The organism is Pseudomonas sp. NBRC 111124, from assembly GCF_001320245.1.
Classification (GTDB): domain Bacteria; phylum Pseudomonadota; class Gammaproteobacteria; order Pseudomonadales; family Pseudomonadaceae; genus Aquipseudomonas.
Genome location: NZ_BCBA01000002.1, coordinates 1 through 15700, shown reverse-complemented (window position 1 = coordinate 15700; position 15700 = coordinate 1). Strand labels below are relative to the sequence as shown.

Annotated in this window: 19 protein-coding genes and 1 pseudogene; all 20 read left to right on the top strand. The window is 58.5% G+C overall.

The features are described from left to right. Nucleotides 1-4: 4 nt before the first annotated feature. The gene (locus tag APH28_RS00900) at nt 5-754 is read left to right on the top strand and encodes a phage minor tail protein L (protein WP_060507168.1); all 750 of its coding nucleotides are present in this window, start codon (nt 5-7) and stop codon (nt 752-754) included. A gap of 2 nt (nt 755-756) precedes the next feature. Beyond that, nucleotides 757-1512 carry a C40 family peptidase gene (locus APH28_RS00895; protein ID WP_060507167.1) on the top strand — a complete coding sequence of 252 codons (756 nt, stop codon included), beginning with the start codon at nt 757-759 and terminating at the stop codon, nt 1510-1512. A 29-nt stretch (nt 1513-1541) separates the two neighbouring features. Beyond that, entirely contained in the window at nt 1542-1931 is a 390-nt protein-coding gene (locus APH28_RS00890; protein ID WP_060507166.1) for a hypothetical protein, read from the top strand. A gap of 59 nt (nt 1932-1990) precedes the next feature. Continuing rightward, on the top strand, nt 1991-2611 hold the full coding sequence (locus tag APH28_RS00885; RefSeq protein ID WP_060507165.1) for a tail assembly protein: 621 nt from the start codon (nt 1991-1993) through the stop codon (nt 2609-2611). A 56-nt stretch (nt 2612-2667) separates the two neighbouring features. Continuing rightward, a complete protein-coding gene (locus APH28_RS00880) occupies nt 2668-6390 on the top strand; it encodes a phage tail protein (RefSeq protein WP_060507164.1) in 3723 nt (1240 codons plus the stop codon). Further along, nucleotides 6387-6671 (top strand): hypothetical protein, encoded by a 285-nt coding sequence (locus tag APH28_RS00875; RefSeq protein ID WP_060507163.1) that lies wholly within the window; start codon nt 6387-6389, stop codon nt 6669-6671. The genes APH28_RS00880 and APH28_RS00875 overlap by 4 nt, the downstream gene beginning before the upstream one ends. Before the next feature lie 38 nt (nt 6672-6709). Then, nucleotides 6710-7381: a hypothetical protein gene (locus APH28_RS00870; protein WP_156340849.1), complete on the top strand. Its 672-nt coding sequence runs from the start codon at nt 6710-6712 to the stop codon at nt 7379-7381. 12 nt (nt 7382-7393) lie between these two features. Then, the gene (locus tag APH28_RS00865; RefSeq protein ID WP_060507161.1) at nt 7394-8419 is read left to right on the top strand and encodes a pyocin knob domain-containing protein; all 1026 of its coding nucleotides are present in this window, start codon (nt 7394-7396) and stop codon (nt 8417-8419) included. Then, nucleotides 8416-8745, top strand: a complete 330-nt coding sequence (locus APH28_RS00860; protein ID WP_060507160.1) for a hypothetical protein — start codon at nt 8416-8418, stop codon at nt 8743-8745. The genes APH28_RS00865 and APH28_RS00860 overlap by 4 nt, the downstream gene beginning before the upstream one ends. Further along, nucleotides 8742-9020 carry a tail fiber assembly protein gene (locus tag APH28_RS00855; RefSeq protein ID WP_060507159.1) on the top strand — a complete coding sequence of 93 codons (279 nt, stop codon included), beginning with the start codon at nt 8742-8744 and terminating at the stop codon, nt 9018-9020. The genes APH28_RS00860 and APH28_RS00855 overlap by 4 nt, the downstream gene beginning before the upstream one ends. A gap of 57 nt (nt 9021-9077) precedes the next feature. Beyond that, nucleotides 9078-9521: a structural protein P5 gene (locus APH28_RS00850; RefSeq protein WP_060507158.1), complete on the top strand. Its 444-nt coding sequence runs from the start codon at nt 9078-9080 to the stop codon at nt 9519-9521. After that, nucleotides 9518-10015 (top strand): DUF2514 domain-containing protein, encoded by a 498-nt coding sequence (locus APH28_RS00845; protein ID WP_060507157.1) that lies wholly within the window; start codon nt 9518-9520, stop codon nt 10013-10015. Before APH28_RS00850 ends, APH28_RS00845 begins: the two co-directional genes overlap by 4 nt. Before the next feature lie 12 nt (nt 10016-10027). Beyond that, entirely contained in the window at nt 10028-10252 is a 225-nt protein-coding gene (locus tag APH28_RS00840; protein ID WP_060507156.1) for a hypothetical protein, read from the top strand. A 75-nt stretch (nt 10253-10327) separates the two neighbouring features. Then, complete coding sequence (locus tag APH28_RS00835) at nt 10328-10621, top strand: hypothetical protein (RefSeq protein WP_060507155.1); 294 nt, start codon at nt 10328-10330, stop codon at nt 10619-10621. Next, complete coding sequence (locus APH28_RS00830; protein WP_256248250.1) at nt 10618-10851, top strand: hypothetical protein; 234 nt, start codon at nt 10618-10620, stop codon at nt 10849-10851. The genes APH28_RS00835 and APH28_RS00830 overlap by 4 nt, the downstream gene beginning before the upstream one ends. Before the next feature lie 871 nt (nt 10852-11722). After that, nucleotides 11723-12880 (top strand): annotated as a pseudogene (locus tag APH28_RS00825) (nitrogen regulation protein NR(II)). A gap of 319 nt (nt 12881-13199) precedes the next feature. Continuing rightward, a complete protein-coding gene (locus APH28_RS00820; protein WP_060507153.1) occupies nt 13200-13904 on the top strand; it encodes an SDR family oxidoreductase in 705 nt (234 codons plus the stop codon). Nucleotides 13905-13956: 52 nt separating this feature from the next. Next, a complete protein-coding gene (locus APH28_RS00815) occupies nt 13957-14511 on the top strand; it encodes a pyridoxamine 5'-phosphate oxidase family protein (RefSeq protein WP_060507152.1) in 555 nt (184 codons plus the stop codon). A 16-nt stretch (nt 14512-14527) separates the two neighbouring features. Next, the gene (locus tag APH28_RS00810) at nt 14528-14920 is read left to right on the top strand and encodes a Rid family detoxifying hydrolase (protein ID WP_060507151.1); all 393 of its coding nucleotides are present in this window, start codon (nt 14528-14530) and stop codon (nt 14918-14920) included. A gap of 99 nt (nt 14921-15019) precedes the next feature. After that, nucleotides 15020-15700 (top strand): thiamine pyrophosphate-binding protein (locus APH28_RS00805; protein WP_256248246.1); only part of this gene is annotated, 681 nt, incomplete at its 3' end.

The window sequence follows — 15700 nt, the reverse complement described above, 5'->3', positions numbered from 1 at the left end:
TCGCATGTCACTAATCAAGGACATTCAGAGCCTGGAGCCAGGCAACGAAGTTCTGCTGTTTGAGCTGGATGGCTCAGATTTCGGCGCCGATATTCTGCGGTTCCACGGGCATGCAATTCCCCACACGCCAGAGGAGCTGGCCGCAGCCGGCGTCGATGCTGATCAGCTGCCAGCCAAGTCGATCTGGTGGCAGGGCAACGAATATGGCGCCTGGCCGATGCAGATCGATGGCATCGAAGCGAACTCGGATGGCACGGCGGTTCGGCCCACCCTGACCGTAGGCAACGTCAACGGCCGGATCACGGCCCTGTGCCTGGCCTTCGATAACCTACTCGAGTTCAAGCTGACCATGCGCCACACGATGGCGCGGTACCTGGATGCGGTGAATTTTCCGGCAGGCAACCCAGAGGCCGACCCGACCGAGGAAGCGATCGAGGTCTGGTACATCGACCAGAAGGTTTCCGAGAACGGCACCACGGTTTCTTGGGAGCTGGCCAGCCCTGGCGACGTGGGCGGAGAGACGATCGGCCGGCAGATGACCCAGCTATGCCACTGGGCAATGACTGCGGGCTACCGTGGCCCCAACTGCGGCTACACCGGCCCTTACTTCGACTTAGACGGGAATCCCACTGACGACCCGGCCAAAGACCAGTGCAATGGCTGTCTCGACTCAGGCTGTACCGTTCGCTTCGGCCAGGGCAACCAGCTGCCCTTTGGCGGCTTCCCGGCTGTTTCCCTCATCGCACGGAGCTGACCATGCGCAAACACATCTTGGACGCCGTGCAAGCGCACGCTGCGGCGGAATACCCGCGGGAGTGCTGCGGGCTGCTCATCTCCGTGGGGCGGGCCCAGCGGTACTTCCCGTGTGAGAACACAGCTACCGACGCTACAGAGGAATTTCGCATCTCGCCGGAGCAGTACGCCGCGGCTGAAGACCAGGGCGAGGTGATCGGCATCGTGCACTCGCATCCAGATGCCACCAGCAGGCCGTCCCCCCGTGACCTGGCCATGTGCGAGGCCACCGGGCTGCCTTGGTACATCCTGTCGTGGCCGGAGGGTGACCTGCGCATCGTCACGCCCACCGGTCACGCTCTGCTCCTCGGGCGGCCATTCGTGCACGGCGCTTGGGACTGCTGGCAGGTCTGCGCGGACTGGTACCAGCGGGAATGGGGCCTCGCCTTCCCGGCCTATAGCCGGGAGGAGGGATGGTGGGAGCAGGCCGACGGACCGAGCCTCTACGAGCAGGCCTATGAGGCAGCCGGCTTCGACCAGGTCAGCCAGCCACAGCGCGGCGACATGATCGTCATGGCCGTCGGCCGCACCGCTCACCCTAACCACGCCGGCATCTATCTGGGCGCTGACGCTCGGCTGCCGGAGGAAGCGGCGGAGGTCTTCGGGCCTGGCCCGTTCATGCTGCACCACCTGCTGGGGCGGCCCTCAGAAATCGTCGTGTTCGGCGGGCCATGGCTCGACCGAACGCGGCTGGTGCTGCGTCACCGCGGCGCCAAGTGATACATTCCCTGTTTTCAGGGAGGGGTGACATGCGAATTCTGTTCGGTGCGTTTGGGCTGGCCTTGCTGGCAGGTTGTGCAACTTCACCGATTTCTGCAGAAAAAGCAAAGCCAGTGCCTGCTGATCGGATCTATTCATTCCAGGCTGAGGGCGAGTCTCAGCTAGTTGTGACCCGTGATTCTGGCCTGCAAGGCTCCGGTTGCAAGTTGAGGTTCCACATCGACGGCAAAGCGGCAGCGGATTTCTATGCCGCCGAGGTTGCGCGATTCGGGGTACGTGCCGGGAAGCACATCATTGCCGTCGAGCCCGTTGGAATATGTGGCGGCAGTGGGATCTACGAGGCGGAGGTCACCCTTGCAAAGGGCGAATCTATTCGTAGGCGTATCTCCGGCTTTGGGGTTTATCCAACAGCGTTTTAATGACTTCGATTTGAGAAAACCCGCTTCGGCGGGTTTTTGCATTTCTACGGGACCCGCTAATGAGTGCAATCAACTACTTACCAATGACTGAAATCAAGTTATCCGGATCTCTTGCCAGGAGGTTTGGCCGGACCCATCGCCGCCAACTCGAAAACGGAGATACTTGGGAAGTCTTCAAAGCGCTAAAGGCCACACTCCCTGGCTTTGAAGAAGAGATTAAACGTCTAGACGGCATGGGCCTTTGTTTTGCGATCTTCCGAAACCGCAAGAATGTAGGGCCAGAGGACTTCGGGCGCGCAGGTGCCCGGGAGGTTCGCTTAATTCCGGTGGTTCGGGGTAGTAAGCGAGGCGGAATTCTTCAGACCGTCCTTGGGGTGGCGCTAATCGCAGCTGTAGCGATATTTGCGCCGGCAGGCCTTGGTGCCATCGGTGCGGGCGGCGCCTGGGGTATAGCTGGCGCTGTTGGCATCTCGATGGCGGTGGGAGGCGTGATTCAACTACTCAGTCCCCAGGCCCAAGGCCTGTCACTAAGCGCTGCGGCTGAAAACAAGCCGTCCTATGCCTTTGGCGGTGCCAGGAACACTACCGCAAGCGGCAATCCCGTCCCGATCTGTATCGGTAAACGCCGCTGGGGTGGGGCGATTATCTCCGCATCTATCGAAGCGCAAGATAAGGCCTGAAGCCAATTCAGAAAACAGGCCGCCTCCGGGCGGTTTTTTGTTGCCCGGAGGAAAGTATGGGCCCATCAGATCACTCGGGAATCACCGGAGCTAAAGGGGGCGAGAGCAAGCCGAAGACGCCGGTAGAGGCCCCCGACAGCCTTCAGTCGACGAACATCGCGAAGATCCTGTTGGCGGTTGGAGAAGGTGAATTCGATGGCACGCCAACTGACCGGGACATCTACCTCGACAATACGCCGATCATGGACGCCAGCGGCAACATCAACTTTCCAGGGGTGAAGTGGGAGTGGCGTCGTGGCACCGTTGAACAGGACTACATTCAGGGCATCCCGTCCGTGGAGAGCGAAACCGCAGTAAACGTCGAGCTGCGCAGCGATAACCCTTTCACAAGGTCTCTGAGCAATACGCAACTCTCGGCGGTGCGCGTCCGCATGTCCTGGCCTCGCCTGGTCAAGCAGGATAGCAGTGGGAATACCAATGGTTACCGCATCGAGTACGCCATCGACATCGCAACCGACGGGGGGGCCTACGTGGAGGCCCACAGTGGCGCCGTAGATGGCAAAACAACCAATGGCTACCAGCGCTCCGTCCGCGTGAACCTGCCCCCGGCCACTTCCGGCTGGATGCTGCGAGTTCGTCGCATTACCCCAAACGCCAATAGCGGTACCGTCGGCGACACAATGACTATCGCTGGCTACACCGAAGTCATCGACGAAAAATTGAGGTACCCGAATACCGCGCTTCTTTACATCGAGTTCGACGCCCAGCAGTTCCAGAACATCCCCGCGGTGACCGTCGATTGCAAGGCAAAGCGTTGGCCGGTGCCCAGCAACTACGACCCGGAGACGCGCACCTATACCGGCGTGTGGGATGGCACGTTCAAGCACGCCTGGACTAACAACCCGGCGTTCGTGACCTACGGCCTATGTGTCGAGGACCGTTTTGGCTTGGGTAAGCGCATCAAGTCGTGGATGGTCGACAAGTGGGAGATGTACCGCATCGCGCAGTACTGCGACCAGCTGGTGCCGGATGGTGTCGGCGGGCAGGAGCCGCGTTACCTGTGCGACATGAACCTGCAGGGCCGGGCCGAGGCCTGGACGCTGCTACGTGACTTGGCCGCCATCTACCGGGGCATGGTGTATTGGGCGCACGGTTCGCTGTTCATGCAGGCGGATATGCCGCGCGCCCAGGACATCGACTACGTCTTCACCCGAGCCAACGTCATTGACGGCGACTTCGTGTATGGCGGCGCTGAGCGGAACACCCACTACAGTCGCGCTCTGGTCAGCTACGACAACCCGGCCAACAACTACGACACCGACGTGATTCCGGTGACCGACCTGGCGCTGCAGCGCCGATACCGAGACCGCCCGGTGGAAATCTCGGCCATCGGCTGCACCCGAGCATCCGAGGCCCAGCGCCGCGGGAAATGGGCGCTGCTGAGCAACAGCCAGGACCGAACCGTCACCTTCAAGACCGGTATGGAGGGCCGTATCCCCTTGCCTGGCTACGTCATCCCCGTGGCGGATGAACTGGTGGCCGGCAGGCCCAATGGCGGACGTATCTCGGCTGCCGCAGGCCGCGTCGTGACACTGGACCGTGACACGCCGATCAAATCCGGTGACCGCCTGATCCTGAATCTGCCGAACGGCACAGCCCAGGCGCGCACGGTGGAGTCGGTCAGCGGCCGAGCCGTCACGGTGACCGTTGCCTACGGCGTGCAGCCAGAGCCTGAGCTGCAGTGGGCAATCGACTACGATGACCTGGCGGTACAGCTCTTCCGGGTGCTGAAAACGGTGCGAACCCAGGAAGGCGAGTATGAGATCACCGCCCTGGAGTTCAACCCGAGCAAGTTCGCGGCGATCGACACGGGCGCCAAGCTGGACGAGCGCCCGATCAGCGTCATCCCTATTACCGTTGTGCCACCGCCGGCCAGTGTTTCGCTGACCTCGGCCTACGCCGTAGACCAGGGGATCGCGGTCAGCACCATGACCATTGCCTGGCCGGCAGTGCAGGGCGCGGTGGCCTATGACGTGGAGTGGCGCAAGGACAACGGCAACTGGATACGCCTGCAGCGCCCCGGCACCACTTCGGTGGACGTGGTGGGTATTTACGCTGGCTCCTATCTGGCCCGCGTGCGGGCAGTCAGCTCCTTCGACATCACCTCGATCTGGCGTGATTCGACGCTCACAGAGCTGAAGGGCAAGGAAGGCACGCCACCGGCGCTGGCTTACCTGCGCACCAAGTCGGAGGTCTTTGGCATTCGCCTGGAGTGGGGCTTCCCACCAGGCGCGGAGGACACGGCCTACACCGAGTTGCAGATGTCGTCCACGTTCAGCGGAGAGAACCCTGAAGGCTTGGGCCAGCAGGCATACCCGACCCTCAGCTACCTTCACAGCGGCATGGCAGCTGGCGTTGTCAGGTACTTCCGTGGCCGACTGGTCGACCGCACCGGAAACGTGGGTCCATGGACGGACTGGGTGTACGGCCAATCCAGCGCCGATGCTTCAGAGATCCTCGACTACATCACCGGCAAGATCACCGAGACCCAATTGGGCCAGGATCTGCTCAAAGAAATCGAAAAGATCAGTGGCGACGGCCTGGGCTCTGTGAACGAGCGGTTCAAAGCTGGCGACCAGGCGCTGCAGAACCAGATCGATTCGCTGTCCGCACAACTGGCTGATCTGGCCGGGGCGGAGGACTGGGCGTCAGGCAAGCCATACCTCTCCGGCACCCTCGTCAAGCACGACGGCAAGCTGTATCGGGCGAAGGTGGATGTTCCGGCCGGCACCCCGGTCACCGACGCAGCCTATTGGGAATACCTGGGCGACTATGCGTCCCTGGGTGACCTGGTGTCTGCGTTGGCGGTGCGTGTGGATGGCGTTGAAACCAGCGTTGAGGAAATCAACGGCGAGCTGACCGCGATGGCGAGCCGGATTCTTGGCGTCGAGGCTGCTGTTGCACCACGGATGGCTGGCGCGACCAGCTGGCGAGCCGGCGAGCAGGGCGCTTATGCCGGTGCGTTCTCGATCTACTCAGCGTTCGCCCAGGCTGACATGGCAATCGCCAAGCAGGTGACTGAAGTGAAGGCTCAGGTGGACAACAACCTAGCGCGAGTCGTGCGCAGCGTGGAAACGCTCACGGATAATGTTTCTGCACTCGCCAGCACCACTGACACTTTGACAGCCCGGGTCGGGGAGGCAGAGAGCGAGATCCAGAGTGTATCTCAGGCGGTGGTAGACGAGGCCGGTGCGCGAGCTCAGCAAGTTGGGACGCTCACCGCTGATCTGAATGGCACCAAGGCTCTGGTTCAGGACACCTCTTCGGCAGTCGTGGGGCTCGGCAACGAGGTCCATGCCACCCGCAACATCAAGGTCGGGGTGGACGTGAACGGGCGCTACTACAGCGCCGGCATGGGCATTGGCGTCGAGAACACGCCAAGCGGCATGCAGAGCATGGTCTTGTTCCTCGCCGATCTGTTCGCGGTGATGAACCAGCCAGGCGGCACGCCGAAATCGGTGTTCGCGATCAACAACGGCCAGGTGTTCATGAACAGCGCGATCATCAACCAGGCCGACATCATCAACCTGATCATCACCGGAGAGTTGAAAAGCGCGAACTACGTTCCAGGGCAGAGCGGTATCAGGATCAACTTCGTCACAAGCCAAGTTGAGATCAACGGGGTGGTCTCCGGCCAAGGCCGGTTGAATATTTCCCAGAATTCGCTCGCTTTCTACGACACCAACGGCAGACGCCGAATTTTGTTGGGGCAACCATGACAATCGGTTTGTATATCTGGGACGAGGCTGGAAATCTTGAGATCAGTCCAGAGACCAAGATCACCCGTGTGCTGGGGACGGTGAATACCGGTACGGAGCCGAGCGCTATCGCGGTACCGGCTTTTTCCGGCGGCACACCGTTTGCAGCTGTTACCGAATGCGCCCAGTCGTTCCGCGCCCCCAAGCTCACTATCAGTGGGACCACGCTTAGCTGGGCGTGGGAAGCCCTTGGAGCTGGTCAGCGGGCGGCTGCGCAGGTGGTCTACGGAATACGCCTATGAGTTTCGCTGAGTTTGTAAATGCGGAAGGATCATCGGTGATGATCAGCGATGACTATTTCAACTACTCCCTTCGTCACTCCCAGCGGGTGACGTTCTCGGCAGGGGGGATTCTCACCTACGACTTCACCATCAGTCGAGCAAACTGCGAGACGCCAGTCATTGCGTTCAGGACGTCGACCGTAGACACCGTTTTGCTGTCAACTTCCCGATCAGGGACTACTGTTACCTGGACGTTTCGTGCATTTAGCCGGTATCCGGCTCAAGTTGGAACGTTCAGCTTTGAATATTGGATTTTCGATCGACCAATTGAGCCCGCTAACGACTTCAGCCTGATCCTTTATGACGCTGCCGGCAATATCACGTTCGACGCTCGGAGGAAGTATCTGCGCTATCTGCAGTTTTTCGATCAGGACTTGAACGGCACAGGGCCTTTCAACTTCACCGCATCAGGTAATCAATTTGCGGTGGTGCAGGGGCAGCTGTCGCGGGTGTACGGCTACGACGTCATTGAAGGTGGCGGACCGAACGGAGGAAATCAGTATTTTCAGGTGATCGACGGCAAGTGCGTTCGCGTGAATGGCTCTTCATTATCGTTAATGGAAAACCCGATCTATTCAAGTACACCGGTAAATTCCAATATCTTCCCGGTGGCCTTCTTCTACCGACAACAGATGTTTCTTGTTGACGTCAGTTCAATGTTGATCCCATAAGCAGGAGGCCGGATGGCTCTTGATCAAATCAGACTTGGCACGCCTCCCAGCGGCCAGGATGGCGACGATGCGCGCACGGCATTCAGCCGTATCAACGCAAACTTCAAGTCCATGGATGATTGGGCCATTACCGGCCCGGTCAATCGGACAGTGACGAATCTCAACGATGCCGTGGCACCTGGGTGGTACGCGGCGCTGTCGGGCTCGGCGGCTAACATCCCCCCGGGAATAACCTACCCGTTGGTCCAAGTGACCACTCACCCGAACGGATTCATCCTGCAGGAAGCCCGCGATGTGATCACCGGCAAACCTGCCTGGCGCTCTTACAACGCCAACGTCAGTGGTTGGGGGGCGTGGCGTCCAGGGCTATCCACCCTCGACGTCGGCACCGCTGCCTCTGGCGTGCTGACAACCAGCAACTACGACGATACAGCAGGCCGTGTCCTAAAAGTCGGCGACTTCGGGCTGGGCCGAAACCTGGTTGCCACAGAGACCAACCTTAACAGCTATCTTGCCCCCGGCAGCTATGTCACCCCAGCTAGCGGGTTGACAAACCTGCCCCCGACCTGGGCGCAGGGGCGGGCAGTACTCACTGTTGTTGGCGGCGCGTCGTATGCGCTCCAATCGATCGCAAGGAATGGTCTTACCGCGTCGCGGTGGTGGAACGGAACGACCTGGGAATCGTGGGTCCTGAACTACAACGAGAAGGGGGCGAATACCAACGGGCGCTATACGAAGTTCTCTGACGGCACGCAGATATGTGAGGGCTATGTGCAGCTACCGGCTCAGGCTTTGTCAACCGCGGTGGGCGTTACCGGGACATTCGCTTCGCCGTTTTCGAGCACCCCTCGCGTGGTGTTCTGTCCTCTTGCTGCGGTCGGGACGGGCTCGCAGGCTGATGTCGGCGCCACTCTGCAGAACGGCCCCTACGCAATTGTCAGTGCTGCCAGTTGGAGCCTGAACAGTTACGCATACAGGAATGCGACCTCTTTCCCCGTGCAATTCAATTACATAGCCTTTGGGAGATGGTTCGAATGATCATCAGCTTTTCGCCGGTCCGTATGGAAGAACGGCTGACTCTTGAGGTAGATGGCGATGTCGTCGTTATCAACGGAGCACCTTTTGACTTTACACCGTTGCCGGAGGGCGCCACGTTGCCGCGCGAAGCCATTCTTTCCGACTGGTTCCCGGGTGATGTCGAGCGCGTCGATGGCGAATTATCGTTGACTGTCAGACTGCCCCACGGCGCCAATGCCCCGGAAGCAACCCGCTTCCCCTCGCAGGCGACGGTGATAGCCAACGGCATCGTCGACCTGCCGGCCTATGATGTCGAACTCAAGGCAGAGCCGGAGGTGCAGCAATGAGTAATATCGACTGGAGTATGGTGATCACCGCCGAGATGAAGGCCGCCCAAACGGAAGCCGTCCATTTGGCTCAGGTGCAGGCCGAGGTCGCCCGGCTTCGCGCCCAGGCTGATGCTGCAATCGCGCCGCTGCAGGATGCATTGGACCTTGACGAGGCAACCGATGACGAGACAGCCCTGCTGAAGGAATGGAAGCGGTACCGCGTTGCGCTGAACCGCCTGCCCGAGCAGCAAGGCTACCCCACTGATATCGACTGGCCCGCTCCGCCGGCCTGATCCACACCGAATCCACCGACCGCCGCCTGGCGGTATTTTTTTGCCTGGAGAAAGCTCATGACTCAATCCCAGCCCCGGGGCGTGCGCAACCGCAACCCCGGCAACATCGATTTCAACCCTCGCAACGACTGGCAGGGCCAGATCGGCAAGGAATCTGGTGGCCGCTTCGCCATCTTCGACACGCCAGAGAACGGCATTCGTGCCCTGGGCAAGCTGCTGATCAACTACCGAGGCAAGGACGGCATGCCCGGTGTGGGCGGGAAGGGCATCGACACGGTGCTGGAGACCATCAGCCGCTGGGCGCCGAGCAACGAGAACGATACCCAAGCCTACGCCTCGGCCGTAGCCAAGCGAATTGGCGTGCGCACCACCGACCCGATCAACATAAAGGACCCGGCCACGCTCAAGGGGATGGTGGTCAGCATCATCATCCACGAGAACGGCGGCAACCCGTACGCGCCGGCGATCATCGATGAAGGTGTGCGGAGGGCATTGGCATGAAGTCGTGGGCAATCAGATCGTTGATCCTGCTGGTTCTGCTCGCGTCCTACTGGGGCGTGTACCAGCACGGCAGGGCAGTGGAACGGGCAGAGGCCGCCCAGGCTTCAGCCGAACGTGATAGTGGCGACCGCCTGGCCGAGGTGATCGGTGAGCGCGGCGCCCGCCAAGAAGAACAACGACGCGCCCAGGCGCAAGAGGAGGCAAGAACCCGTGCCCACGAAGAAAGAACGATTGCTGATGCTGGTGTCGCTGGCGCTGATCCTGCTGGTCAGCGGGTGCGCGGGGAAGCCGCCAATTTCGCCGCCGCCGTCAGTTGCCCCGGCACGGATACCGCCGCTGTCGCCCGAGGCCAGGCAGCCACCCGCGCCGCCATGGTGCTCTCCGACCTGTTCGCACGGGCTGATGCACGAGCGGGAGAGCTGGCAAAAGCGTATGACCGAGCCCGAATAGCGGGCCAGCTGTGCGAGAGGTCCTATAATGCGCTGATCAACTGATCGGAGCGGGTAATGGAGAAGCGCACCTTTATCGGGATGATTGAGGCGGGAGAGCCCCTGTTGAAAGAGGCCCTGGACGCCATGCGGGCTTATCACCAGGCGCAGGATGAAGGGAAACCCGCTGAAGAAATCGAGCGACTGCACCTGCTAGCCGAGTCGCTATTCCAAGTGGTGTGCGATTACCAGCTGCGTGTGGTGGCCAAAGCCCGCGGCCAGAAACTCCCACCTCTTCACTGATGCCGCCGGCCGGTTATTGCCGGAGGTGCGATCTGGGTTATACGATACTGTATCGATATACAGTATTGGTGCCCCATGTATTTCCTTCTCGTCCGCCGCCGCGTGAATGGCCTGGCCGTTCCCTCCGATCAACTCAGGAAGAACCAGTCCCTGCGCGCCGGTATCCACATCGGCGACCACCACAGCGAGCCGCTTGGCAGGGTGGCCACGCAGGCCTGGGTGTTCAATCCAACGCGAGGACCCGACATCGTCCCTCGGCTGCACGACGCCAAGGTCAACGGCATGGCCCAGCTTGGAATGAACATCAACGGGGTCGAGGACATTGACGGCGTGCGGTACGCGCAGTCCTGGTGGTGTAGAAAAGAATGATGGACGGGCTACCTCTGGCCTGGCTGGCTGAATTGAATGACCAAAGCGCTTTGATGAGCGATCCGGATGGGCGCGCTGCGGTTCTTTGCGAGATGGCTTTTTCCGCTCATCGCCGCAACCAGGTGGACGACGAGGGGCTGGCCGAGATGCTGGAATTTGCCGAGGCGGCCCGGCTATGGGCGCTCGAGCATGAGGCGCTGGGCGAGGTGTTAGTCGGGGAGGGAATGTAAGTCGGCAGAAGGCCGAAGGAGGGCGAAAATCAATTCCAAAACCGAAACGGCGGCCCTTGCAGTATGCGGGTTGTAGCCGTGCCGTTTCGTCTTTGTTTAGAAATCAAATTTGCCCCTGATGCCGCATGGATTGGGTGCTTATACGACGGTATTAAAAATCGTTAAGCAAAACCTACGCTCTGCCGGCAGCTGCTGGATGACTCGAACTCGCGCCCCCTCGAACGACTGCTTTCGACCCATTGCGGACTTAGAGCGTTGGGGCAGCGAATCGATCTGTCAACTTCAAGGTAAAGCTATATCTATACTTTTGCCCATCTATTTTACGCTCTGGCCAATAGCGTCACTAACTATCGCCATTGCGTTGATGGATATTTAATTTAAGCTGCTCTGGGCTTTGATAACCACAGTAGCTTTCTATTACGACTGTATATAACCGATCGGCAAGTTCTCGTAATCGCTTTATTTCTTCGCTAGGGGCCATTCCTGACCTCGCATCGCTGTGTGCCCTAATCGCCTCTAATGCCTCTCGCAGACTTGGTTTGTGAGAACCTGATACAGGTAAGAAACTATTTTTCATATAGGCACCTGAAGTCTATTTTCCAAGCCGTTGTCACGACTGATAATGATTTTCAGTTCCTTGACATTAAAAATCTTTATCTGTGTTGTTTTCTCCCAGTCTAAAATTCAAAAGCTAATCATAGGCCGTTAAAAACTATACGTGAAAAATATTTTGTACAAGTTTAGAGGGCGTTTGAGCGATACTGCAGCGATGATCGAACCGGTATCTGTGTAGATTGTCAGTAATCCGCTAGAGTCAGCACAGGTAGCTGGCTACCCTGTAAGGGGCTTACGGGATACCGCATGAGGTTGTATGAATCCTAAAACAGAAACCCAAAAACCATCCATGCCGGCAAGCCGTTATGAACAGCTAGTGCAATCGGTAGTGGATTACGCCATCTACATGCTCGACCCCACCGGTCATGTCGTGTCTTGGAACGCGGGGGCTGAGAGGATCAAAGGCTATCGCGCTACTGAGGTGATTGGTCAGCATTTTTCCATTTTCTTTACCCCGCAGGACCGAGCTGAAGGGTTGCCGGATCAATTGGTGAAAAGAGCCCTGCAATAGCGCGTTGCGCAGAATGAAGGATGGCGGTTAAGAAAGGACGGTACGCAGTTCTGGGCTTTGGCAGCCCTGGATGCTATTCGCGATGAACAGGGACAGATCATCGGCCTGGCTAAAGTGACTCGGGACATAACTGATCGCCGAGAGTCTGCGTTGCAGCTCGACTCAATCCGAGCACAGCTTTTCCATGCTCAAAAACTGGAAGCGCTTGGCCAGCTCACAGGGGGGCTGGCCCATGACTTCAACAATGTGCTTTCCATCATCATCAACTCAGCGAACTTGGCGATGGCCAGCCAAGACCCGGCTCGAATAAAGCGAATGCTCGGCCTGATTCTAGATGCGGGACAGCGAGGCACGGAACTGACGCATCGACTCCTCAGTTTTGCCCGCAATCAGAAATTGGACGCTTCACCTCAAGATCCAGTTGTTCTTCTTGCGTCCACGTTGGGTTTACTCACGTATGCATTACCCTCTCGCATCCTACTTGATGATCACTGCGAGCCAGATCTGCCCTGGATCACAGTTGATGCCTCACAATTTCAGATGGTACTTCTTAATCTGGTTTTCAACGCACGTGACGCTATCGCAGATCATGGTCAGATACGCATAACAGCGAAAGCGGTTGAATTTACTGATGAGGTGGAGGAGCTGAACGGCAAATTCGTATGTTTTGAGGTCGAAGACACGGGTGTGGGCATTGACCCAAAGCATCTGCCTAGACTTTTCGAACCTTTCTTCACCACCAAGCCTTTCGACAAAGGTACCGGTCTTGGTCTTAGCCAAGCTTACGGATTCGCTAAGCAGAGCGGGGGAGCAATTCGAGTACACAGTAGTCTTGGCAGTGGTACGTGTATGAAGCTGTACCTTCCGGCTATTCAAACGCAGCTCCCTAAACCAAATGACTGAAGTTCATAAGTTTTGAGGCAGCATGGAGAATGCCACAGCACGTCAGCTAACGACCCAAAGCGGACAACCGCAGCCCTACTACAGTCCGAGAAGCGGGCTTAGTTCACCATCACTTCGCCCAGTGCAGATTCAATCGTCATTCTGAGTGCAATGCCGATCGCCAGTTTGCGGTCACGAGCCATCAACACGCTTCACCTCGAAACTGCTGGTCGATAGATTTTCTACTGTCATTGAAAAGGCTTGCTGTCTCTCTGAGAAAAACCGAGCTGCGCTAGTCTTATTTCACAACAACCTATGCACACTTCACTCAGGAGGATGTATGTCAGTAGAAAAAGTAGCAATCGTTACGGCCGGTGGTAGCGGTATGGGAGCGGCAGCTGCACGCAGACTGGCTGCTGACGGCTTCAAGGTCGGTATTCTTTCTTCCTCTGGCAAAGGGGAGGCTCTGGCGCAAGAGCTCGGCGGTATTGGCGTAACCGGTAGTAACCAGTCAAACGATGACCTGCAGCGCCTAGTCGACGCCGTCATTCAGAAATGGGGCCGTATCGATGTGTTGGTCAACAGCGCCGGCCATGGCCCGCGGGCACCGATCCTAGAGATCAGCGACGAAGACTGGCACCAGGGGATGGAGACTTACCTGCTCAACGTCATTCGCCCTACGCGACTGGTGACGCCGTACATGCAGCGCCAGAACGGCGGTGCAATCATCAACATTTCTACTGCATGGGTGTTCGAGCCAAGCGAACTCTTCCCGACATCGGCGGTTTTCCGTGCTGGCCTGGCTTCGTTCAGCAAAATCTTTGCTGACAAGTACGCTGCTGACAACATTCGCATCAATAACGTGTTGCCGGGCTGGATCGACAGTCTTCCTGCTACCGAGCAACGCCGGGAAGGTGTGCCGCTCAAACGCTATGGCACCAGTGAAGAAATTGCCGCCACCATCGCCTTCCTGGCGAGTGACGGGGCTGCCTACATTACCGGCCAGAACATCAAGGTCGACGGCGGCGTTACCCGCAGCGTCTGAGTACCTCCGGGCCGCACACGGAACGCGGCCCTTTCTCATCTAGGCGGTCGCCATGCTTGATCTGATATTGGCCAAGGTCTGGTCGGATTTATCCATACCGGTTGGCAGTACGCCAAATCCATTTCGCTTGATGCAACTGGCCACCGTCAATACTGAAGGGCAACCCAAGGTAAGCACGGTTATCTTGCGCCATGCCGATGAGTCGACGAGGACGATCATCTTTTATGCGGACAAGCGGTCGGCGAAGCTCGCAGAGATACGTGGCGAACCCAGAGTCGCTATGACCTCCGTCGATCCGACTGGCAAGCTGCAGCTTCGAATCGAAGGCCTGGCTGAAGCTGTGTCGGATGTTTCGCACCTTGCCCAGCATTGGGAGCAGGCACGAGGCAGCACTCAGGCGCTTTTTCGCCATGGTCGCCTGCCAGGCGAGGCGATACCTTCACCTTCCGCAGCCTATGAAAAGCACCTGGAGGGTTTTGACAATTTCGCATTGGTGGCTGTCCACTTGAGAAAAATCGAGTGGCTCGACCTTTCCCAAGATATCCACCAGCGGGCCCGCTTCATTTTGCAAGACGAGCATTGGCAGGCGGGTTGGATCGCCCCCTAAGACAGGATCAAATTTGATGAGCAGAATCGCTATCCACAGTGATCAGGCGCCGAAAGCTATCGGCCCGTATTCGCAAGCCGTCCGCATGGGTGATCTGGTTTTCCTGACCGGGCAAATCGCACTTCACCCCGAAAAGATGGAATTGCCGCAAGGGATCGAAGCCCAAACCATTCAGGTACTCGAGAACCTCCAGGCCGTCGCACACGCCGCAGGCGGTAGTTTTGTCGACGTAGGAAAACTCACTATCTACCTCACGGAGCTCTCGCACTTTGGTGTCGTGAACGAAATCATGAGCCGTTACTTTGCAGCGCCTTACCCGGCACGCGCCACGGTCGGCGTGTCGGCGCTTGCGTTGAATGCCTTGGTTGCCATTGACGCCACCTTAGTACTTCCTCGGATGGCCGAATAACCCAAGCGTTTTCTCTTTATCATAAAACTCATTCAGCACCGGGCAGAAGTCTCATCCTTTGCCCGCGTGGCTCACTCTCGATAGTGGCAGGGCAAATAGATGGCCAAGGCAGCTGATCTCGTTGTGCAATGTTTGGAAAGTGAAGGTGTCGAGTACGTGTTCGGCATTCCCGGCGAGGAAAATCTCGATCTGCTCGAGTCCCTGCGTAAATCCAGGATCAAGTTGGTACTGACCCGTCACGAGCAATCCGCAGGTTTCATGGCAGCCACCTATGGGCGCCTAACTGGCAAGACTGGCGTCAGCCTGTCAACCCTTGGCCCTGGCGCAACCAATCTGGTGACAGCCAGTGCGTACGCCTACTTGGGCGGCATGCCGATGATGATGATCACCGGCCAGAAGCCGATCAAGAAGTCCAAGCAGGGTCGGTTCCAGATCATCGACGTGTGCGGCATGATGGCCCCCATCACCAAGTACACCCACCAGTTCGCCTCGGCCGACAACATTCCAGCCCGCATGCGCGAAGCCTTCCGCCTGGCTGAAGAAGAGAAGCCGGGCGCCGTACACCTGGAACTGCCGGAAGACATCGCCGCCGAGCAAACCGATGCGTTACCGATCCCTCAGAGCCTCCACCGTCGACCGTTAGCCGAGCACAAGGCGATCAAAGCGGCCGTTGAGAAGCTGCAGAAGGCCCGCAGCCCTATCCTGGTGATCGGCGCCGGCGCCAACCGCAAGATGACCGCCAAGGTCCTCAAGCAGCTGATCGACAAGACCGGTATCCCA